Below are 20,450 nucleotides of genomic sequence, written 5' to 3'. Positions count from 1 at the left end.
GAGGAGCGAGAACATGAGCACCATGGCCGCGCCGTCCGCCTTCGACACCGGCGTGCTGCGCGAGGGCATCGAGCGCGGCGACGCCGACGCGCTGCTGGCGCTGTACGCGGACGACGCCGAACTGCGTGTGGTCGACCGCGAGACCCAGCCCAGCCACCCGCTGGTGGTGCACGGCCGGGACGAGATCGGCGCCCTGCTGAACGACGTCTACGGCCGGGAGACGAGCCACACGCTGGAGCGGGTGGTCCTGGACGGCGACCGCCTCGCCTTCATGGAGTCCTGCCGCTATCCCGACGGGGTCCGGGTGCTGGTCACCTCGGTCGCCGACCTGTGGGAGGGCCGGATCGTCGACCAGACCTCGATCCAGGCCTGGGACGAGGACGGGCGGGCCAAGTAGGCTCGTGGCATGATCCGCACCGCCGTAGTCACCGATGTCCCGGTCATTCACGCCATGATCCGCGAACTCGCGGAGTACGAGAAGGCACCGCACGAGGCGGTCGCCACCGAGGAACAGCTGCGCGAGTCGCTGTTCGGCGCCGCCCCGGCGGTGTTCGGGCTGGTCGCCGAGGACGACACCACCGGCGAGCCGGTCGGGTTCGCGGTCTGGTTCCTCAACTTCTCGACCTGGCGCGGGACGCACGGGATCTACCTGGAGGACCTCTACGTCCGCCCGCAGGCCCGCGGCGGCGGCCACGGCAAGGCGCTGCTGCTGGAGCTGGCCCGGATCGCCGTCGAGCGCGGCTACTCGCGGGTGGAGTGGTCGGTGCTGGACTGGAACGAGCCCTCGATCAACTTCTACAAGTCGCTGGGCGCGGTGCAGATGGACGAGTGGACCGTGCACCGGCTCACCGGCCCGGCGCTCACCGCGGCCGGCACCCGCTGACCGACCGGGTGCCACGAGTCCCTCCCGGGGGCTGCCACCCTGCGTCGCGAGGGCCTACCATGAGTGACCCTCGCACCCGGTGTCGCTCGTTCCCGTGAAGGCGGGACCGGATCGCGACATCCGCCCACCGATAGCGGTAACGTCTCGGGCGGATGCGCGGCGTCCGACCACCCCTCCCGGGGTATGACCGGTACGTACCGCACCACCCCTCTGGACAGTTGGGGCGAAGCAGTTGAGCCAAGCAACAGACAGTGCCGCGGCCACCGGCCCGGAAGCACAGCGCGTCACCCAGGAGGTGAGGGTGTCCCAGATCGACGGCGAGCCCGGAGTACAGGACTTCGTGGAGGTCCGGCTGCCCGCGGCGGGGGCCTACCTCTCGGTGCTGCGAACAGCGACGGCGGGGCTGGCGGCCCGGCTGGACTTCACGCTGGACGAGATCGAGGACCTCCGGATCGCGGTGGACGAGGCCTGCGCCATCCTGCTCCAGCAGGCGGTGCCCGGCTCCGTCCTCTCCTGCGAGTTCCGGCTGGTGGGCGACTCGCTGAAGGTCATCGTCTCCGCCCCGACCACGGACGGCCGTGCCCCGGAACGGGACACCTTCGCCTGGACGGTGCTCTCCGCGCTGGCCGGCGAGGTGGAGTCCTCGGTCGCCGAGGACAACACCGTCTCGATCAGCCTGCACAAGAAGCGCGGCGGGTCCGCCGCCCATTAGGGCCGCCACAGCAGCACCGAACAAGAGCCGTCCGTCCGGCGCCACGCGGGCCGGCGGACGGCTCCCGGTACCGCCCACCACGCGGTACGACCAACGAGACGAATCCGGGACCACCCCAGGTCCCGGTGCTCCCGGAACGGAACGGGGGAATGGCCGTGAGTGATCTGGACCGTACCGGCCTCGCGACGGCGGGCCCTGCCGTACCGACCCAGGCGAGCGTTCCCGGCCTCGCCGCCAACGACGAAGCGCACCCGAAGGACGCCCACCGGATGAGCCAGCCGACCGAGCCGACGTCTGATCCGTCGCCCACGCCCTCGCCGCCGTCCGCGGCCCCGGAGTCCCCGGTGCCCGACGCGGCCGAGGCGCTGCGCGGTGCGGTGCCCTCGCAGGCGCCGCACCGTTCGGGGGCGCCGGACCGGGAGGCGGCCCGGGCCCTGTTCGTCCGGCTGTCCGCGCTGCCCGAGGGCTCCGTGGAGCGCGTCGAGCTGCGCAACCAACTGGTGCGGATGCACATCCCCCTGGTGGAGCACCTGGCCCGGCGGTTCCGCAACCGGGGCGAGCCGCTGGACGACCTCACCCAGGTCGCCACCATCGGACTGATCAAGTCGGTGGACCGCTTCGACCACGAACGCGGGGTCGAGTTCTCCACCTACGCGACGCCGACCATCGTCGGCGAGATCAAGCGCCACTTCCGGGACAAGGGCTGGGCGGTCCGGGTACCGCGCCGACTCCAGGAGCTGCGGCTGTCGCTGACCACGGCGACCAGTGAGCTCTCCCAGCGGCACGGCCGCTCCCCCACCGTGCACGAGCTGGCCGAGCACCTGGGGATCTCCGAGGAGGACGTGCTGGAGGGCCTGGAGTCCGCCAACGCGTACTCCACGCTGTCGCTGGACGTCCCCGACAGCGACGACGAGTCGCCGGCCGTGGCGGACACCCTGGGTGCCACCGACGAGGCACTGGAGGGCGTCGAGTACCGCGAGTCCCTCAAGCCGCTGCTGGCCCAACTGCCGCCCCGGGAGCAGAAGATCCTGGTGCTGCGGTTCTTCCGCAACATGACCCAGTCGCAGATCGCCGCCGAGGTGGGCATCTCGCAGATGCACGTCTCCCGGCTGCTGGCCCGTACCCTGGCCCAGCTCCGGGAGAAGCTCCTGGTGGAGGAGTAGGACTGACGGCCGCTCAGCGGCCGCCGTCGCCGGCCCTCTTCGCTCAGCCCTCGTGCGGAGCGTAGAGGGCCGTCGTCGCCTTCGGGCTGAGCAGGGCGCCGATGCCGGCCAGCCCGAGCAGGCCGATCGCCGCCCCGACGGCCACCATGGCGCCGCCGGTCTGCCACATGTAGTAGGCCACCGGCAGGCAGATCGAGTTGGTCAGCACCGCCGGGCTGCGGCCCCAGCGGCGGCCCTTGAGCAGCGCCCGGGCGGCCAGCAGCGGCAGCACGCCGAGCAGGACGATCACGAGGCCGCCGAACTCGTTCAGCGCGAGCTGCCGGGAGTCGCCGGACACGGCGGACACCATGTCCCAGACGCCGACGACGGCGAGTGCGGCGCCCTCCAGGGCGGTGATGGCGGCGCCCGCGGTCAGGGCCGCCGGCCGGTCGGCGCCGGGCGCGGGTACGGGTGCGGAGGATTCTGCGGTCACTCCAGCAGGGTAGCCGCCGGTTGGTCCGTACCGCCCCGTAGGCTGAGCACATGCGCGCTCTCCTGGTCGTCAACCCGAAAGCGACCACCACCAGTGGCCGCACCAGGGATGTCCTGATCCATGCCCTGCGCAGCGACCTCAAGCTGGAAGTGGCCCAGACGGAGTACCGCGGCCACGCGCGAGACCTGGCCCGCGAGGCGGTCGAGGACGGCACCGTCGACCTGGTGGTGGCCCTGGGCGGCGACGGCACGGTCAACGAGGTGGTCAACGGACTGCTGACGCACGGCCCGGGCGAGAAGGTCCCCCGGCTGGCCGTGGTGCCCGGCGGGTCGACCAATGTGTTCGCCCGCGCGCTGGGTCTGCCCAACGACCCCGTGGAAGCCACCGGGGCCCTGCTGAACGCCCTGGACCAGCGCCGGGAGCGGCCGATCGGCCTGGGCAAGGCGATGACGGAGGGGCTGCCGGACCGCTGGTTCACCTTCACCGCCGGCCTCGGCTTCGACGCGGGCGTGGTGGGCCGGGTGGAGGAGCAGCGCAGAGCGGGGCGCAGGTCGACCCACGCGCTCTACGTCGGGCAGGCGCTCCGGCACTACGTCACCCAGCGTGAGCAGCGCCGATCGGGCCCCGTCACCCTGCAACTGCCGGGCCGGGCGCCGGTGCCGGGCCTGGTGCTGGCCATAGTCAGCAACACCTCGCCGTGGACGTTCCTGGGCAACCGCCCGGTCTATCCCTCCCCGCTCGCCTCCTTCGACACGGACCTCGATGTCTTCGGCATCACCCGGATGACCGCGTTCGGCACTGCTCGAACGGTCCGTCAGATCCTGCGGTCGCACACGCCTTCGGCCGATGGCGCCGCCCCTGCCGGCCCGTCCGGAAAGCACGTCGTCTCCTACCACGACGCTCGGCACTTCACCTTGGTTTCGCAGGAACCGGCCCCATTCCAGGTGGACGGGGACCACCTTGGAGACAGGAGTCGCGTCAGTTTCACAGGCGTACGGCGGGCACTGCGTGTGATTGTGTGACTGGAAGGAGGGTTCTCCCTTCTTCTCGAACGCACAAGCCCCCTTCACTCCATAGAAGTACTGGCTGTGAGCTAGGCGACACCGAAGAATCAAAAATTCCTCCCTGAAGGGGGTTGTATCCGGGCCCGAGGTTTGCGAACCTCTACATGGCGATCGGGACACATCGCAGCGACGGCAACCACAGACCCTGGCGGGTGCCGACCGCGGAGTGTCCCTCGAATCGCCGAATCCCTCCCCAGCACAGACCACCCGGGCCCGATGGGCCTTTGGTCTCTTTTGCTGTTGCGGGATTCGTGAAAGCGTTCACATTCACAAGCCATCGATTATGCCGATCGGGTCACCCCCGCCGGCAGGAGGAGTTGGACGACCATGGACTGGCGCCACCGCGCTGTCTGCCGCGAAGAGGACCCGGAGCTTTTCTTCCCGATCGGGAACACCGGTCCTGCTCTGCTGCAGATCGAGGAAGCCAAGGCCGTGTGCCGCCGCTGTCCGGTCATGGAGCAGTGCCTGCAGTGGGCGCTCGAGACCGGCCAGGATGCCGGCGTCTGGGGCGGTATGAGCGAGGACGAGCGTCGCGCGATGAAGCGCCGCGCTGCCCGCAACCGCGCCCGCACCGCCTGATCACACGCCGTAACACCAGTAGTGACCGCAGTGCCGATCAACACATGATCAAGGGCTTCCCTGCACTTCCTGGCGAAGCCTTCCGTACAAAGGACCTTGCTCGACACGGTCCGACGACACCGGGCCGCCCAGGCACTTGATACTGTTCACTTAGAGCAATATTGTGGAGCTGAGGCGCTCACCGTGTGCAACGCACCGGTGAGGTGTCGTATCACCCAGAGCCCCCGTTCCGGCCGACTCCCCCCGACGGCCGGAACGGGTTGAGAGGCCCTGTCGACCCACCCCCCCGGTCGACAGGGCCTCGTTTCTGTTTCCGCGTCCGGTCACGCGCGGCGGCCGCCCGCCGTTCGGGGCGCCTCCCGATGGCCACCCGCGGTGGTGCGGAGGTGCGCACCCGGCGCCCGTTCCGGGTACACGCCCCCGGCACACTCCACTGCGCCTCGGGGGCCGCGCCGTGTCCGTCGAGCCGGGACGGCTCAGGGCACCGGGATCTCCAGGATCACCTTGGTGCCGCCGTTCGGTCCCGCCACCATGTCGAAGGTGCCGCCCAGCTCCCCGGTCGCCAGGGTCCGGACGATCTGCAGCCCGAGGTTGCCCGCCTGCTGCGGGTCGAATCCCTCCGGCATGCCCCGGCCGTCGTCCTGCACGGTGATCAGCAGGTACTCCTCCGGCCGGGCGCCGCCGTTCCAGCTGTCCGACCAGCCCATGCCGGTGGCCGGGGCCCGCCCGCGCAACGCGCTGACCTCCAGGTTCCCGGAGGCGGACGGCCCGAAGGCGTGCTCCAGCGCGTTCTGCAGCAGCTCGGTGAGCACCATCGCCAGCGGGGTGGCCACCTCGGCGGAGAGGATGCCGAAGCTGCCGCTGCGCCGGGTCGCCACCCGGCCGTCCTGGGACAGCTCCATCACCATGGCCAGCACCCGGTCGGCGATCTCGTCGAAGGCGACCTGCTCGTCCAGCGCCTGGGAGAGCGTCTCGTGCACGATCGCGATCGACCCGACCCGGCGAACCGCCTCGTCCAGCGCGGCCCGGCCGGCGTCCGAGTCCATCCGGCGGGACTGCAGCCGCAGCAGGGCCGCCACCGTCTGGAGGTTGTTCTTCACCCGGTGGTGGATCTCCCGGATGGTGGCGTCCTTGGTCATCAGCTCGCGGTCGCGCCGCCGCAGCTCGGTGACATCGCGGCAGAGCACCAGGGAGCCGGTCAGGGTCCCCTTGGGCTTCAGCGGGATCGCCCGCAGGGTCACCACCCCGCCCTGCACCTCGACCTCGGTCTGGCGCGGCGCCCAGCCGCTCGCCAGCTTCACCAGTGCCTCGTGCACCGCCGACCGCGAGGGCGGGACCAGCTCGGCGGTGGCCCGGCCGAGGTGGCTGCCGACCAGGTCGGTGGTGAGCCCGAGGCGGTGGTAGGCGGAGAGCGCGTTGGGGCTGGCGTAGGTGACGATGCCGTCGGCGTCGAGCCGGATCAGGCCGTCGCCGACCCGGGGGGCGGCGTCCATGTCGGTCTGCTCGACCCCGTGGTACGGGAACGTCCCGGCGGCGATCATCTGGGCCAGGTCGGAGGCGCTCTGCAGGTACGTGAGTTCGAGTCGGCTGGGGGTGCGGACGGTCAGCAGGTTGGTGTTGCGGGCGATCACGCCGAGCACCTTGCCCTCGCGCCGCACCGGGATCGACTCGACTCGGACGGGCACCTCCTCGCGCCACTCCGGGTCGCCCTCGCGCACGATCCGCCCCTCGTCGAAGGCGGCGTCCAGCAGGGGCCGGCGGCCGCGCGGGACGAGGTGGCCGACCATGTCGTCCTGGTAGGAGGTGGGCCCGGTGTTGGGCCGCATCTGGGCCACCGAGACGTACCGGATGCCGTCCCAGGTGGGGATCCACAGGACCAGGTCGGCGAAGGAGAGGTCGGAGAGCAGCTGCCACTCCGAGACCAGCATGTGGAGCCAGTCCACGTCGGCACCGGTCAGGGTGGTGTGGCGGCGGACGAGTTCGTTCAGCGAGGGCACATGGCGAGCGTAGCTCCAGGTCCCGGGCGCGGACGTGGCGCACCCGCCCGCGCGCGGGTGACCGCAGGTTGTCCAGACCAATTTTCGGGGTCCCCTGGACAACCCAGATTGGTCTAGTCCACAATGAAAGAGCACCAAGGAGAGGCCGCCGCGCAACTGCCCTGACCGCGCGACGCCGCTCCTCGGTCGGATACCGCCGAGCGAGGACCCCGCACAGTTCTCGGTCGTCCCGGTGCCCGACGACAGCTCCGGGCTGCGGTGCCGCATGGGTTGAGGGTCCCGTGTCGGCGCCGTGGCCCGTAGTGCTTCCCGCCCCCGGCCGGGGGCGCTCCCCGCCCCGGCGGGACACCCGCGGACCGCTCCGGCCGCTCAAACGCCGCACCCCCGTCCACGGCCCGTGGACGGGGGTGCGGCGTCGTGGCGCCCGCGGTCAGTGCGTCTCGGTGACCTTGGCCAGGGCGCGCGGGGCGTCCGGGTCCTGGCCGCGGGCGATGGTGACCTCGTAGGCCAGCAGCTGCAGCGGCAGGATCTCCAGGATCGTCTGGACCTCCTCGGGTACGCCGGCCGGCAGCACGAAGCCCGCCGAGGCGGCGTCCACCTGCTGCCGCTGGCCGATGACCACCAGGTCCGCGCCGCGGCCGCGCAGGCGGTCCAGGACCGGCTGCAGGGCCTCCCCGCCCTTGCCCTCCGGGACGATCGCGATGACCGGGGAGACGTTGTCGACCATGGCCAGCGGGCCGTGCAGCAGATCGGCGCCGGAGAACGGGGAGGCCGGGATGTAGGTGGTCTCCATGAGCTTCAGCGCCGCCTCGCGGGCGGTCGGGTAGCCGTAGCCGCGCGAGGTGATGACCAGGCGCTGGGCGAAGCGGTAGCGCTCGGCCAGGGCCTTCACCTCGGGCTGCCGGGCCAGGATTCCGGCGGCCAGCTCCGGCAGCTCGCGGGCGGCCGTGCCGTCGCCGCCGCGCAGGCCCTCGACCAGCAGGTAGAGCGAGAGCAGCTCGGCGGTGTAGGTCTTGGTGGCGGGCAGCGCCTTCTCCGGGCCGGCCAGCACGTCGATGTGGAACTCGGAGACCTCGGCGAGCGGCGAGGAGGCGTTGTTGGTGACCGCCAGCGTGATCGCACCGGCCTCGCGGGCCGCCTTGGTGGAGGCGACGAGGTCCGGCGAGCCGCCGGACTGGCTGACGGTGACGACCAGCACGTCCGTGAGGTCCGGCTTGGCGCCGTACGCGGTGGTGGTGGACATCGAGGTCAGACCGGCCGGCTTGCCGAGCAGGATCTCGACCAGGTACTTGGCGTAGAGCGCCGCGTTGTCGGACGTGCCGCGCGCGGTGAGCAGGACGAAGCGAGGGTTGCGGGCGGCGATCCGGGCCGCGATGTCGAAGATCTTCGGGGCGCCCTCGTCGAGGATGCGCCGCAGGACGGCCGGCTGCTCGGCCATCTCCGCCGCCATGATCCGGCCGGGGACGGGGGCAGTCTGCGGGTCGGACATCAGGATGTGCCTCCGATGAGATGGTTCGACCCCGCCCGGACGGGGATGTCCGGCGAGGACCTCTACGGCGGCGAGTCCGCACACTCGCTGCGGTGGTTCCGTGATTCCTGCGGCAATCGTACGGGGACTCCCCCGCGCGGCACATCCGAGAGCCCCTCCCGGTGGTCCGGAAGGGGCTCTCCCCGGGGCGCCGGCCCCGCCGGCGCGGCTCAGCCCTGCTTGTTGATCAGCTGGTCGATCGCGGCGTCCGCCTCCTTGGCGGCCTGGTCCACCGGCTTGTTGCCCTTGAGGATCGCGGTGAGCATGTCGGGCAGGATCTTCTGCTTCTCGATCGCGCCCCAGCCCGGCGCCAGCGGGGTGAACCAGGCGTCCGGCACCGCGTTGGCCGCGGCGGCGGTCGCCGGCTTGCTCTTCAGCGGGTTCAGCTGGGTGAGGTTGTTCGGCAGGATGTCCTTGTCCGCCAGCGCCTGCTGGGACTTGGTACTGGTGAACATCCGGACCCAGTCGGTGGCCGGCGCGGCCGACGGCGACTTGGCGGTGACGGCGAGGTCCGAGCCGCCGATGAAGGTCGGCAGCGGCTTGCCGCCCGGGCCGGGCATGGTGGCCAGCTTGACGGCGTCCTTGAGGGTCGGGTCGCCGGTGACCGGCGCGGTCACGCTGGAGGCCTCGTAGCCGTTGCCGTAGAAGGCCCCGGCGTGGCCGCGAGCCATCGCCTCGAACTGGTTCTGCTCGTTGACCGCCAGGTCGCCCTTGTTGTACTTGCGCACCAGGTCGACGAAGTGGTTCAGCCCCTGCTGGGACTTCGGGTCGCTGAGCGTGCCGTGCCAGTTCCCGGCGCTGTCGAAGCGGGCGATGGCTCCGCCGTACGCGGAGACGTAGCTCATCGCGGCGTACCAGTACGGGCCGGGCAGGTAGAGCGCGGAGTAGCCCTTGTCGGCCTTGTTCTTGTCCGCGACCTTGTCCAGGGCCGCCTTGAGGTCGTCCTCGGTCTTGGGGAACTCCGCGCTGCCGGTGGCCGCCTGGAAGGCCGTCGCGTTGTAGATGGCGACCCGGGCGCCCGCGTAGTACGGCACGCACCAGAGCTTGTCCTGGTAGGTGCAGGTGTTGGCGAGCGCCTTGATCCAGGCGTCCGAGTTGTCGAAGCTGGAGCGCTCCACCGGGGCCAGCGCGCCGGCGAGCACGTACTTCATGGTCTCGGTGTTGCCGAGCTCCACCACGTCGGGGGCGTTGCCCTCGGCGAGCGCCTTGTCCAGCTTGCCGACCTTGTCGGCCCACCCCTGGTAGGCGAGCCGCAGGGTGACGTTGGGGTACTTCGCCGCGAACTCGTCGTTCACCCGCTGCACGAGGTCCGGCCAGTTCTTCTGGGCGTCGTCCATCAGCCAGACGGTGACCGTGCCGGTGGCGGACTTCGGGTCCGCCGTGGCGGCCTTGCCGTCGCCCGGGGGCGAGCCGCCCGAGGAACAGGCCGTCAATCCGGCGGCGAGCGCCAGGATCCCGAACGTCGCCATGAGCTGACGCTTCTTCACGCCATCCTCCGAGGGTGCTAGAGCCTGTGCCCGCCGGCAGCGTGATGGCGCGTCCGCCGGGAGGGGTCCGGGCGGGGACGGCGAAGTGCTTCAGGAAGGGCCTATACCACATCCGGTGAGGTTGAAGTTCGAACCGGATGGACTGGAGCCTGGCCTAGACCACTGGCGGTGTCAACGCCAAATGGCCAGGCCGACAAGGACGTTGCAGACCTGTTGTAGCCCGTGGCGATCAGTTGCGACGCCATCACCCTAAGTAGAACTTAAGGCTGCCTTAAGGCCGATTTGAGGGAACACCGTCATCTGGGAACGCCGCAGGCCAACGGCGGGAAAACGGAACGGGCCCGCCATGCGCCATGCGCATGACGGGCCCGCTCGCGGAGGCCTTCCCGGCCCCCGGGGTCACGGTCCGACGGGACCTCAGCCGATCGCTCCCGACTGGCCGGTGAGCACCTCGACGGCCGCCAGCCCGCAGACCCGGGCGGCGCCGTGGGTGGCGATGTGGAGCGCGCCGACCGGCTCGGACTGCGGCAGGCCCATCTCGACCACCGCGGCGTCCGGGCGGGCCGCCACCAGCCGGGACAGCGCGGCGGACATCCAGGCGTAGCGGTGCGCGTCGCGGACCACCAGCACCAGGCGGCGGCCCTCGGCGCCGGCCACCACCTCGGCGACCAGCGCGTCCAGCTGCTCCGGGGCGGCGTCCTTCGGACCGACCTCCCGGGTGCGGGTGCCGGGGAAGCGGTCGGCCAGCATGTCGGCCACGCCCCACGGGGTCACCGCGCCGACGGCGATGTTGGGCTCGTCGGAGAACGAGGCCACGTACGGGCGCTCGGTCACCGGCAGGGCCTCCCGGCCCGGCGCCCGGACCACCCGCAGCGCGCGGCGGGCGGCCCGCAGGCCGACCGCCAGATCGGGCTCCAGCCGCTCGCCCTGGGCCGCGATCCGGCCCCAGCTGCCGAGCGCGCGCACCCGGTCGGCGGCTTCGGCCAGCCGCTCCTCCGGGAGCTTGCCGGCCCGCACGCCCGCCACGATGGCGTCGCGCAGCAGCAGCACGGTGTCCTCGTCGGCCAGCCCGCCGCCGACGCAGATCGCGTCCGCACCGGCCGCCAGGGCCAGGACGGTGCCCTCGCCCATGCCGAAGGTGTCGGCGATGGCGCCCATCTCGATCGCGTCGCTGACGATCAGGCCCTGGTAGCCGAGGCCGCCGTCGGCCGGGGCCGCGCGCAGCAGGTCGCGCAGCACGCGGGGGCTGAGCGTGGCCGGCAGCTTCGGGTCGAGCGCCGGGATCATGATGTGGGCCGTCATCACGGCCTTGGTCCCGGCCGCGATGGCGGCCTGGAACGGGATCAGGTCGCGGGCGCGCAGGGTGGCCAGGTCGACGTCGATCACCGGCAGGCCGTGGTGCGAGTCGACCGCGGTGTCGCCGTGCCCGGGGAAGTGCTTCGAGCAGGCGGCCACGCCGGCCGACTGCAGGCCCTCGACCCAGGCCGCGGTGTGCCGGGCGCACAGCTCCGGGTCGGCGCCGAAGGAGCGGACGCCGATCACCGGGTTGCGCGGGTTGGAGTTGACGTCCGCGGTGGGCGCCCAGTTGTAGTTGACGCCGGCGGCCGCCAGCGCGCGGCCCAGCTCGCGGGCGACGTCGCGGGTCAGCGCCGGGTCGTCGATCGCGCCGAGGGCGAAGTTGCCCGGCCAGGAGGAGCCGGAGCCGGCCTCCAGGCGGGTGACGTCGCCGCTCTCCTCGTCGATCGCGATCAGGAGGTCGGGGTTCTCCTCGCGCAGCGCCCTGGTGAGCGCCGACAGCTGGTCGAGACCGGTGACGTTGCGGTCGAAGAGCGCGACCGAACCGAGGCCGGCCGCGAGGTGGCGGCGGACCCACTCCGGGGGCTCGGTGCCGACGAAGCCGGGCTGCAGGACGGTCAGCGCGTCACGGTGCAGCTGGTCGCTGGCCGGGAGGGTGGGGACAAGGATGCTCACGTCGCGTCAGCCCTTCACTGCACCGTCGGTCAAGCCACCGACGGCCTTGCGCTGGAGGAATACGAAGAGGATCAGCACCGGGAGGGCGAACAGCGTCGAGGCGGCCATGGTGGCACCCCAGTCGGTGCCGAAGTTGGTCTGGAACGAGGACAGCCAGAGCGGCAGGGTCTGCCCCTCGGTCTTGTTCAGGATCAGGACCAGGGGGAACTCGTTCCACGCGGTGATGAAGCCGAACAGCGAGGTCGACATCAGGCCCGGGGCGAGCAGCGGGAAGATCACCTTCACGAAGGCCTGGGTGCGGGTGCAGCCGTCCACCATCGCCGACTCCTCCAACTCCTTCGGGACGGCGGCGATGAAGCTGCGCAGCGTCCAGATGGTGAAGGGCAGGACCATCATCATGTAGAAGGCGGTCAGCGGGACCAGGCTGTTCAGCATCTCGCTGTCGCGGGCGATCAGGTAGACCGCGATGGTCATGACCTCCCAGGGCGCCATCTGCGCCGCCATCACGACCAGGACGAAGGCCTTGCGGCCGCGGAACCGCATCCGGGCGATGGCGAAGGACGCCAGGGTCGCGATCACCAGGGAGATCAGCACCGCGACGACCGTCACCGTGAAGCTGTTGGTGACGTACGTCCAGAACTTGGGCGCGTTGACCGCCGTGGTGAAGTGGTCGAACGTCGCGTGGATCGGCAGGAAGACCGGCGTCCGGCTGACGATGTCCTTGTCGTCCTTGAAGGCCGTGATGACCATCCAGTAGACCGGGAAGATGAAGAAGACGAAGAGGACGAGCGCGATCACGTTCGGCCAGGTACGTCCGATGAGCGAGCGCCTCACAGCTCGTCCTCCTGCTTCAGAATGATCCGGAAGTAGTACGCCATCAGCACGCCGAGCATCAGGATGGTGAGCACCGCGATCGCGGCGCCGGTCCCGTAGTGCTGGGCGCCGGAACCCTCTAGGAAGGCGTGGACGGGCAGCGTCCGGGTGAGCGAGTCGGGGCCGCCCGCCTTGATCGCGTAGACCTGGGTGAAGGCCTTGAAGACCCAGATGACCTCAAGGAAGGTCGTGGCCAGGAAGAACGGCCGCAGGCTGGGGAAGATCACCGAGGTGAAGATCTTGGCGGGGCCGGCGCCGTCCATCCGGGCCGCCTCGTAGAGCTCCTTCGGGATGGTCGTCAGACCGGCGTACATGTTGAACGCCACGAAGGGGATCGAGCCCCAGACGATCAGCAGGATGATCACGAAGAAGGTGGAGTACTGACTGCCGGTCCAGTTGTAGGCGGCCATCGAGTGCCAGCCCAGCTGGTCCAGGAACCAGTTCACGACACCGAAGCGGGTGTCGAACAGCCAGGTGTAGACGGTGGTCGCGGCGACCACCGGCATGGCCCAGGCGAGGAGCAGGCCGACCGAGAGCACCAGCCGCATCTTCTTGCCGAGCCGGTTGAGCAGCAGGCCGACCAGCGAACCGCCGACCATGATCAGGACCACGTTGACCAGGGTGAACGCGACCGTCCGGCCGGTGACCGCCCAGAAGTCGGCGTTGGTCAGCTGCTCGGTGTAGTTCTCGAAGCCGTTCCACTCGGTCAGGTGCTGGACGAGCTGGCGCGCGTTCAGGTTCTGGAACGAGACCAGCACGGTCTTCAGCAGGGGCCAGCCCAGCAGGCCCAGGGTCACCACGGTGGCCGGCAGCAGCAGCAGGTACGGGGCGAACCGCGTGCCGAAGCCCGGTCCGCCCGCTGTTCTGGTGCTCTTCTTCGGAGTGCCCTCGGCGCCGCCGGCGACGCTCGTCTCAATAGTGGCCACAGCAGCCTTCCCTGTGTCCGGGGACTGTGTCTGCACCCGCTCCGAATGCACAGCCATCGTTCTCTCTTCCTGGAACCTGACCACGACGGACAGGCGCCGCCCACCGGCCCCCCGCCGGGGGCCGGTGAGCGACGCCGCTCGACTACTACTGCTTGGCGTTCAGACGCTTGGCGATCTCGTCGTCGGCCTTCTTGGCGGCGGCGGCGTAGTCACCGGTCAGGGCGCCGGTCAGGAACTCCTTGATGGGGTTCGGGTTGTTCTCGACGCTCGCCCAGTTCGGCGTGGTCGGGGTGATCCCGCCGGAGGAGGCGGCGACCTTGGCGGCGGCGGCGAAGTCGCCGACCACCTTGTCGTCCAGCGACTTCTTGTTCGGGATGCTGCCGGCACCCGCGACGAGACCCTCGTTCTTGTCGTTGAGGGCGATCTTCAGGAAGTCCTTGGCCATGTCGGTGTTCTTGCTCGCCTGGGCGATGGCCAGGTTCGAGCCGCCGAGGAACACGCCGGAGGCCTTGTCGGCGGTCTTGCCCGGGAGCGGGAAGTAGCCGATCTTCTCCTTCGGCATCTCCTTCTCGGTCGGGATCTCCCAGCCGAGGCCGATGATCGAGCCGATGTCGCCCTTGGCGAAGACGTCCTTCTGCTGCGGCTTGGCCTCGTCACCGTCCTTGGCGGCGGTGGCCGAGTAGCTCTGCAGCTTCTTGTAGGTGTCGAAGGCCTTCTGCGCCTCGGGGGTCGACAGACCGCCGGCCCACTTGTCGCCGTCCTTCTTCGCCAGCTTGCCGCCCTCGCTGGTGAGCAGACCGAAGTAGGTGTACCACTCCTGGCCGGGCATGTAGATCGGGTCGGTGACGCCGGGGACGGCCTTGACCTTCTCCAGGTCGGCGTAGAACTCGTCCAGGGTCTTCGGCGGCGTGGTGATGTTCGCCTTGCCCCAGATCTCCTTGTTGTAGGCGACCACGCGGTTGGTCACGAACCACGGGGCGGCGTACTGCTTGCCGTCCAGGATCGCGGACTCGCTCTGGTTGTCGTTCCAGTCGGCACCGCCCAGGGCGGCCTTGTCCTTGGTGATGTCGAGGAGACCCCCGGTGGCCGCGTAGCCCGCGGTCTGGGTGTTGCCGACCTCGAGGACGTCGACCGAGCCCTCGGACAGCGCGGCGGTGACCTTGGGGCCGATGCCGGTCCACTCCTGGATCTGGTACTCGACCTTGGAGCCCGGGTAGGTGGACTCGAACTCGGTCTTGACCGCGTCGTCCCAGCCCTTGGGGGCCGAGCCGGACATCAGCCACACCTTGAGCGTCTTGCCGCTGTAGTTCTTGGCGGCGGACGAGGACGAGCCGGCCTTGTCGCCGTCGCTCTTGGCGTCCGAACCACAAGCCGCCAGGCCGACGACCATTGCTGCGACGCCGACCGCCGCGATGAGCTGACGCTTCACGCCATCCTCCTGAGGGATGCCTGAGTGACCCCCGTCGGGTGGCAGCGGCAGACCCACATAAAGCGGGAGGAAAGGTGCCGCGGACCCCATCGAACGGGTGGGGGGATTCATAGTTACCGATCTAGTGGTGTAGACCAGATGCCTGGAGCTTGGCCTAGACCAATGGGCCTGTCAACGGCTCTTAGACCGATCCGGACCACCCGTTATCAAGCCGACACCGCACATCGTTCATCGCGTGATGAGGTATTCGTTCCGTAGCCATACATGCAACGATGTGAGTTGTTAACGATGCGGCGGGGCGCCCAAAGACCCCGCGAGAAGCGGGAGACAGGTCCGATGAGCAGCGACGGGGGCAGCACGGCCCAGGTCAACGACCCCCAGGTGAAGAACCTCCCCGCGCAGACCGGCGCGGACACCACCGCGCGGGTGCCCAAGTACTACGGCCTCAAGCGGCATCTGCTGCAGCTCACCGAGACCCAGCCGGCCGGTACCCCCGTACCGCCCGAACGGGCACTCGCCGCCCAGTTCGACACCTCGCGCACCACCGTCCGCCAGGCCCTCCAGGAGCTGGTGGTCGAGGGGCGGCTGGAGCGCATCCAGGGCAAGGGCACCTTCGTCGCCAAGCCCAAGGTCGCCCAGGCGCTCCAGCTCACCTCCTACACCGAGGACATGCGCGCCCAGGGCCTGGAGCCCACCTCCCGGCTGATCGAGATCGGCTACATCACCGCCGACGACCGGCTGGCCCCGCTGCTGGACATCAAGCCCGGCGGGCGGGTGCTGCGGATCGAGCGCCTGCGGCTGGCCAACGGCGACCCGATGGCCATCGAGGTCGCCCACCTCTCCGCGAAGCGCTTCCCGGCCCTGCGCCGCAACCTGGCCAAGCACAACTCGCTGTACACGGCCCTGCGCGAGGTGTACGGCGTCACGGTGGCCGAGGCCGAGGAGACCATCGAGACCACCCTGGCCACCCCGCGCGAGGCCGGGCTGCTCGGCTCCGACCTCGGGCTGCCGATGCTCCAGCTCGCCCGGCACTCCTTCGACGCGGACGGCGACCCGGTCGAGTGGGTGCGGTCCATCTACCGCGGCGACCGGTACAAGTTCATCACCCGGCTCAAGCGCCCCGAGTAGGCTTCCGGCCGCTCCCCCACCGCTCTCCCGGCACCGGCGTACGCACGGCGTACGCCGGTGCCTTCGTGTACGGGTCCGGCGCGCGGCGGCCCGCCCCGGCGCGCGGAGCGTCCGGAATGCGGGAAGTTCTGTCGTTCCCGGTGACACAGATCACGCCATGCTCTAGATTTCGCAGCCGTATTGACTGTCGATCACCAGTGGTGCTGCTCGGCGGGTTCCGGGGGGCTGTGCGGTGCTCCGGGGCTGCGGCGCCGTCGGGGTGAGCCCTCTGGAGCGGAGCCGAACCATGTCGTCAGATCCTGCTGCCACCGAACCTGTCATGCCCGAGCCACCGGGCCCGGCGGCCGTGCCGGCGGTGACCCCGGAACGGGTCCTGGCCGGGCTCGCCCTGCTCGTGCCGATCGTCGCGATGCTCTGGGTGTCCTCGTACGACAAGACCGACCCCGAGGCGGGCGGGGTCCCCTTCTTCTACTGGTACCAGCTGCTCTGGGTGCCGGTCTCGGCCGTCTTCACGGTGGCCGCGTACCTGCTGATCAACCGGGACGAGAAGGCCCGCAAGGCGGGTGGCGCGCGATGACCGGCGTCAACGTACCGGCCCTGACCGTCTTCGTCCTCTTCTTCGTGCTGGTCACCGTGATGGGCTTCATGGCCTCGCGCTGGCGCCGGGCCGACGACGCCCTGCACCTGGACGAGTGGGGCCTGGGCGGCCGCAGCTTCGGGACCTGGGTGACGTGGTTCCTGCTCGGCGGCGACCTCTACACCGCCTACACCTTCGTCGCCGTCCCGGCGGCGGTCTACGCGACCGGCGCGGCCGGCTTCTTCGCGGTGCCGTACACGATCATCGCGTACCCGCTGGTCTTCCTCTTCCTGCCCCGGCTCTGGTCGGTCTCCCGGGTGCACGGCTACGTCACCCCGGCCGACTTCGTGCGCGGGCGGTACGGGTCCAAGCCGCTCGCCCTGGTCGTGGCGCTGACCGGCATCCTGGCCACGATGCCCTACATCGCGCTCCAGCTGGTCGGCATCCAGGCGGTGCTGGACGTGCTGGGCGTCGGCGGCGGGGAGAACGCCAACTGGTTCGTCAAGGACCTGCCGCTCTTCATCGCCTTCGGTGTGCTGGCCGCCTACACCTACTCCTCCGGGCTGCGCGCGCCGGCGCTGATCGCCTTCGTCAAGGACGCCCTGATCTACATCGTGATCATCGTCGCGGTGATCTACATCCCGCTGCGGCTCGGCGGCTACGGGCACATCTTCGACGCGGTCGGCGAGAAGTTCAGCGCCCCCAAGTCGGCCGGCTCGCTCACCGTGCCCGAGAACAAGCAGTGGACGTACGCCACGCTGGCGATCGGCTCGGCGATGGCGCTCTTCATGTACCCGCACTCGGTGACCGGCGTGCTGGCCTCGAAGTCCCGCAACACCGTCCGCCGCAACATGGCGATCATGCCCGCCTACTCGCTGATGCTGGGCCTGCTGGCGCTGCTCGGCTTCATGGCGATCGCGGCCGGCATCGGCAAGGGCGACAAGAAGTTCAACGCCCAGCTCTCGGTGCCGCAGCTGTTCGAGAACATGTTCCCGGACTGGTTCACCGGCGTGGCCTTCGCGGCGATCGGGATCGGCGCGCTGGTGCCGGCCGCCATCATGTCGATCGCGGCGGCCAACCTCTTCACCCGCAACGTCTACAAGGAGTTCCTGAAGCCGGCCGCCACCCCCGCCGACGAGACCAGGGTCGCCAAGCTGGCCTCGCTGCTGGTCAAGGTCGGCGCGCTGGTCTTCGTGCTCAGCATGGACAAGCAGGCGGCGATCAACCTGCAGCTGCTCGGCGGGCTGTGGATCCTGCAGACCTTCGTCTCGATCGTCGGCGGCCTGTTCACCCGGTGGTTCCACCACTGGGCGCTGTTCGCCGGCTGGGCGGTCGGCATGATCTACGGCACCTGGGAGGCGTACGACATCGCCAGCCCCGCCACCAAGCACTTCGGCGGGAACGCCGCCGAGATCCCCGGCATCGGCGAGCTCGGCTACATCGGCCTCACCGCCTTCGTGCTCAACCTGGTCGTCTCGGTGGTGCTCACCCTGGTGCTCCGGGCGGTCAAGGCGCCGGACGGGCCGGACGAGACCCGGCCGGGCGACTACAGCGCCGAATCCGGCGACGAAGAGCTGAAGAACGCGCCGGAGCCCGTGGCGGCGCACTGATTCGCTCCGCGCGCGCCCTGTGACCGCGCCGCCTCCTCCGTGAACACTGGAGGAGGCGGCGCGATCATATGTATGAACGGCCGCACATGCAGGGCACCACCAGACCGGACCGGCATCCGGCCGGCACCCGATCGACCCACGGGGAGCAGCGGCGATGGCAGAGCTCGGCACCACACTCAACGGTCAGCACCAGTCCACCCACCGGCCCGGCCCGCAGGTCACCGCGGCGCCCTACCCGGCGGCGCCCGCCCCGCACACCGCGCCGGTGACGGCCCCCGGCCCGCTGCCGTCCGTGCTGATCGCCACCCGGCACGGCGAGTCCACCGCCAACGTCGAGTTCCAGCTCGCCGAGGCGGCCGGCGCGCTGAGCGTGCCGATCAGCTGCCGCGACGCGGACATCCCGCTCTCGCTCCAGGGCCGGCAGCAGGCCCAGGCGCTCGGCCGCTGGTGGGCCGGCCTGCCCAGCGCCGACCGCCCGCGCAGCGTCTGGTGCTCCCCCTACGAGCGCACCACCGAGACCGCCCGGATCGCGCTGGCCCAGGCCGCCGGGCTGGGCGCGGTACCGGTCTCGCTCGCCGTCCGCTACGACGAGCGGCTGCGCGACCGCGAGCTGGGCATCCTGGAGATGCTGCCCAAGGCCGCGATCGAGGCCAGGCACCCGGACGAGGCCGCGAGACGCCGCAAGATGGGCGAGCTCTACTACCGCCCGCCCGGCGGGGAGTCCTGGGCGGACGTGGCCCTGCGAGTGCGCAGCGTGCTGCGCGACATCTGCGCGGAGGAGGCCGGGCGGCCGGTCCTGCTGGTCGCGCACGACTGTACGGTGCTGATGCTCCGCTACGCGCTGGACCGGCTCACCGAGGCGCAGTTGACGGCCCTGGACACGGTCCGCAACTGCTCCACCAGCCTGTGGCGGGCCGAGGCCGGGCGGCTGCGCCCGGCGCACTGGAACGACACCGGGCACCTGACGCTCGGCTGAGGCCGCGGGCCGTCGGCCGACGGAGGCAGGCCCGGGCGGGCCGCCGTCAGCCGACGGCCGGTTCGGCGAAGCAGCGGCGGTACGCCAGCGGGGTGGTGCCGAGCCGGCGGCCGAAGTGGTGCCGCAGGGTGGCGGCGTTGCCGAAGCCGCAGCGCGCGGCGATCGCGTCGACCGGCTCGGCGGTGCTCTCCAGCAGCCGCTGGGCGAGCAGCAGCCGCTGCCCGGTGAGCCAGCGGTGCGGGGTGGTGCCGGTCTCCTGCTGGAAGCGGCGGGCGAAGGTGCGCGGCGACAGGTGCACCCGGGCCGCCAACTGCTCGACGGTGGACTCCTCGTCCAGGTGGTGGCGCATCCAGTCGAGCAGCGGCGCGAGGGACTCGCCGTCCCCCTCGGGCAGCGGCCGGGCGACGAACTGGGCCTGGCCGCCCTCCCGGTGCGGGGCCACCACCATCCGGCGGGCGATCCCCCGGGCCACCTCGGCGCCCTGGAACCGGCGGACCAGGTGCAGGCAGGCGTCGATGCCCGCCGCCGTGCCGGCCGAGGTGATCACCGGGTCGTCGTCCACGTAGAGCACGTCCGGCTCGACGGTGGTCCGCGGGAACCGGGCGGCCAGCTCCGCGGTGTGCCGCCAGTGCGTGGTCGAGCGGCGGCCGTCCAGCAGCCCCGCGGCGCCGAGCACGAAGGCGCCGCTGCAGATCGAGAGCACCCTGGCACCGCCCTCCACCGCCGCGCGCACGGCGTCCACCAGCGGCTCCGGGTAGTGCGGGCGCACCCCGGTGGCGGTCACCACGACGAGGTCGGCCTCGGCGAGCCGCTCCGGGCCGTACGGGACGTCCACCGAGAAGCCGGCGTGGGTGCGGTGCGGCCCGGGGCGGGCACCGGCGACGGCGAAGTCGTACCGGGGCAGGCCGTCCGCGCTGCGGTCCAGGCCGAAGACCTCGCAGGCCACCCCGAGTTCGAAGGGATGGAGCTCCTCCAGCACCACCGCGACCACGTTCTTCAGCATGCCGCCCAGGATGCCTCCCCGGGGAGCCCGCGGGGAAGGGCCCGGGTGGCAGGATTTCGATGGGATCGGGCA

19 protein-coding genes are annotated in these 20,450 nt (G+C 70.8%); 10 read left to right on the top strand and 9 right to left on the bottom strand.

What is annotated here, in order from left to right; genetic code table 11:
* Positions 1-13: 13 nt before the first annotated feature.
* The 4 genes from ACZ4UX_RS12995 (at position 14) to ACZ4UX_RS12980 (ending at position 2,758) form a co-directional block, all read left to right on the top strand.
* Positions 14-397, top strand: coding sequence for a nuclear transport factor 2 family protein (locus ACZ4UX_RS12995; RefSeq protein ID WP_465706659.1), 384 nt, complete (start codon positions 14-16; stop codon positions 395-397).
* Positions 398-406: 9 nt separating this feature from the next.
* Positions 407-883, top strand: coding sequence for a GNAT family N-acetyltransferase (locus ACZ4UX_RS12990; RefSeq protein WP_465706658.1), 477 nt, complete (start codon positions 407-409; stop codon positions 881-883).
* Positions 884-1,184: 301 nt separating this feature from the next.
* The gene (locus ACZ4UX_RS12985; RefSeq protein WP_093860582.1) at positions 1,185-1,595 is read left to right on the top strand and encodes an ATP-binding protein; all 411 of its coding nucleotides are present in this window, start codon (positions 1,185-1,187) and stop codon (positions 1,593-1,595) included.
* A gap of 155 nt (positions 1,596-1,750) precedes the next feature.
* The gene (locus ACZ4UX_RS12980) at positions 1,751-2,758 is read left to right on the top strand and encodes an RNA polymerase sigma factor SigF (RefSeq protein ID WP_465706657.1); all 1,008 of its coding nucleotides are present in this window, start codon (positions 1,751-1,753) and stop codon (positions 2,756-2,758) included.
* Positions 2,759-2,801: 43 nt separating this feature from the next.
* Here ACZ4UX_RS12980 and ACZ4UX_RS12975 read toward each other — a convergent pair whose 3' ends face one another.
* Positions 2,802-3,230, bottom strand: coding sequence for a hypothetical protein (locus ACZ4UX_RS12975; protein WP_329489555.1), 429 nt, complete (start codon positions 3,228-3,230; stop codon positions 2,802-2,804).
* Positions 3,231-3,280: 50 nt separating this feature from the next.
* Between ACZ4UX_RS12975 and ACZ4UX_RS12970 the strand changes: the two genes are divergently transcribed.
* A complete protein-coding gene (locus ACZ4UX_RS12970; RefSeq protein WP_465706656.1) occupies positions 3,281-4,252 on the top strand; it encodes a diacylglycerol/lipid kinase family protein in 972 nt (323 codons plus the stop codon).
* Positions 4,253-4,621: 369 nt separating this feature from the next.
* The gene (locus ACZ4UX_RS12965; protein ID WP_014138019.1) at positions 4,622-4,873 is read left to right on the top strand and encodes a WhiB family transcriptional regulator; all 252 of its coding nucleotides are present in this window, start codon (positions 4,622-4,624) and stop codon (positions 4,871-4,873) included.
* 476 nt (positions 4,874-5,349) lie between these two features.
* Here ACZ4UX_RS12965 and ACZ4UX_RS12960 read toward each other — a convergent pair whose 3' ends face one another.
* From ACZ4UX_RS12960 to ACZ4UX_RS12930, 7 genes are all read right to left on the bottom strand, one after another.
* Positions 5,350-6,870 carry a sensor histidine kinase gene (locus ACZ4UX_RS12960; RefSeq protein WP_329489553.1) on the bottom strand — a complete coding sequence of 507 codons (1,521 nt, stop codon included), beginning with the start codon at positions 6,868-6,870 and terminating at the stop codon, positions 5,350-5,352.
* Positions 6,871-7,300: 430 nt separating this feature from the next.
* The gene (locus ACZ4UX_RS12955; protein WP_359803214.1) at positions 7,301-8,359 is read right to left on the bottom strand and encodes an SIS domain-containing protein; all 1,059 of its coding nucleotides are present in this window, start codon (positions 8,357-8,359) and stop codon (positions 7,301-7,303) included.
* Positions 8,360-8,568: 209 nt separating this feature from the next.
* Positions 8,569-9,867: an extracellular solute-binding protein gene (locus tag ACZ4UX_RS12950; protein WP_465706749.1), complete on the bottom strand. Its 1,299-nt coding sequence runs from the start codon at positions 9,865-9,867 to the stop codon at positions 8,569-8,571.
* Positions 9,868-10,302: 435 nt separating this feature from the next.
* The gene (locus tag ACZ4UX_RS12945) at positions 10,303-11,856 is read right to left on the bottom strand and encodes a glycoside hydrolase family 3 protein (RefSeq protein WP_329489550.1); all 1,554 of its coding nucleotides are present in this window, start codon (positions 11,854-11,856) and stop codon (positions 10,303-10,305) included.
* 6 nt (positions 11,857-11,862) lie between these two features.
* Positions 11,863-12,690 (bottom strand): carbohydrate ABC transporter permease, encoded by an 828-nt coding sequence (locus tag ACZ4UX_RS12940; RefSeq protein WP_329489549.1) that lies wholly within the window; start codon positions 12,688-12,690, stop codon positions 11,863-11,865.
* Positions 12,687-13,712 (bottom strand): carbohydrate ABC transporter permease, encoded by a 1,026-nt coding sequence (locus ACZ4UX_RS12935; protein ID WP_329489548.1) that lies wholly within the window; start codon positions 13,710-13,712, stop codon positions 12,687-12,689. The genes ACZ4UX_RS12940 and ACZ4UX_RS12935 overlap by 4 nt, the downstream gene beginning before the upstream one ends.
* An 88-nt stretch (positions 13,713-13,800) precedes the next feature.
* Positions 13,801-15,084, bottom strand: coding sequence for an extracellular solute-binding protein (locus tag ACZ4UX_RS12930; RefSeq protein WP_329489547.1), 1,284 nt, complete (start codon positions 15,082-15,084; stop codon positions 13,801-13,803).
* A 336-nt stretch (positions 15,085-15,420) separates the two neighbouring features.
* Here ACZ4UX_RS12930 and ACZ4UX_RS12925 point away from each other — a divergent pair, with 336 nt between their 5' ends.
* The 4 genes from ACZ4UX_RS12925 (at position 15,421) to ACZ4UX_RS12910 (ending at position 19,375) form a co-directional block, all read left to right on the top strand.
* Positions 15,421-16,212 carry a GntR family transcriptional regulator gene (locus ACZ4UX_RS12925; protein WP_465706655.1) on the top strand — a complete coding sequence of 264 codons (792 nt, stop codon included), beginning with the start codon at positions 15,421-15,423 and terminating at the stop codon, positions 16,210-16,212.
* A gap of 319 nt (positions 16,213-16,531) precedes the next feature.
* Positions 16,532-16,789 carry a DUF3311 domain-containing protein gene (locus tag ACZ4UX_RS12920; RefSeq protein ID WP_329489545.1) on the top strand — a complete coding sequence of 86 codons (258 nt, stop codon included), beginning with the start codon at positions 16,532-16,534 and terminating at the stop codon, positions 16,787-16,789.
* Positions 16,786-18,399 (top strand): monocarboxylate uptake permease MctP, encoded by a 1,614-nt coding sequence (gene mctP / locus ACZ4UX_RS12915; protein WP_352293106.1) that lies wholly within the window; start codon positions 16,786-16,788, stop codon positions 18,397-18,399. The genes ACZ4UX_RS12920 and mctP overlap by 4 nt, the downstream gene beginning before the upstream one ends.
* 154 nt (positions 18,400-18,553) lie before the next feature.
* Positions 18,554-19,375, top strand: coding sequence for a histidine phosphatase family protein (locus ACZ4UX_RS12910; RefSeq protein WP_329489543.1), 822 nt, complete (start codon positions 18,554-18,556; stop codon positions 19,373-19,375).
* A 46-nt stretch (positions 19,376-19,421) separates the two neighbouring features.
* Here ACZ4UX_RS12910 and ACZ4UX_RS12905 read toward each other — a convergent pair whose 3' ends face one another.
* Positions 19,422-20,378, bottom strand: coding sequence for a helix-turn-helix domain-containing protein (locus ACZ4UX_RS12905; protein WP_352293104.1), 957 nt, complete (start codon positions 20,376-20,378; stop codon positions 19,422-19,424).
* Positions 20,379-20,450: the final 72 nt, after the last annotated feature.

Source organism: Kitasatospora sp. NPDC028961 (assembly GCF_055564815.1).
The sequence above is the reverse complement of the archived record's forward strand: the minus strand, read 5'-3'. Positions and strand labels throughout refer to the sequence as shown.

Coding starts and splice junctions, on each gene's coding strand:
- ACZ4UX_RS12990 (WP_465706658.1), top strand. CDS start 407: ATGATCCGCACCGCCGTAGTCACCGATGTCCCGGTCATTCACGCCATG.
- ACZ4UX_RS12910 (WP_329489543.1), top strand. CDS start 18,554: ATGGCAGAGCTCGGCACCACACTCAACGGTCAGCACCAGTCCACCCAC.
- ACZ4UX_RS12995 (WP_465706659.1), top strand. CDS start 14: ATGAGCACCATGGCCGCGCCGTCCGCCTTCGACACCGGCGTGCTGCGC.
- ACZ4UX_RS12935 (WP_329489548.1), bottom strand. CDS start 13,712: ATGGCTGTGCATTCGGAGCGGGTGCAGACACAGTCCCCGGACACAGGG.
- mctP (WP_352293106.1), top strand. CDS start 16,786: ATGACCGGCGTCAACGTACCGGCCCTGACCGTCTTCGTCCTCTTCTTC.
- ACZ4UX_RS12970 (WP_465706656.1), top strand. CDS start 3,281: ATGCGCGCTCTCCTGGTCGTCAACCCGAAAGCGACCACCACCAGTGGC.
- ACZ4UX_RS12925 (WP_465706655.1), top strand. CDS start 15,421: ATGAGCAGCGACGGGGGCAGCACGGCCCAGGTCAACGACCCCCAGGTG.
- ACZ4UX_RS12965 (WP_014138019.1), top strand. CDS start 4,622: ATGGACTGGCGCCACCGCGCTGTCTGCCGCGAAGAGGACCCGGAGCTT.
- ACZ4UX_RS12955 (WP_359803214.1), bottom strand. CDS start 8,359: ATGTCCGACCCGCAGACTGCCCCCGTCCCCGGCCGGATCATGGCGGCG.
- ACZ4UX_RS12905 (WP_352293104.1), bottom strand. CDS start 20,378: ATGCTGAAGAACGTGGTCGCGGTGGTGCTGGAGGAGCTCCATCCCTTC.
- ACZ4UX_RS12920 (WP_329489545.1), top strand. CDS start 16,532: ATGCCCGAGCCACCGGGCCCGGCGGCCGTGCCGGCGGTGACCCCGGAA.
- ACZ4UX_RS12950 (WP_465706749.1), bottom strand. CDS start 9,867: ATGGCGACGTTCGGGATCCTGGCGCTCGCCGCCGGATTGACGGCCTGT.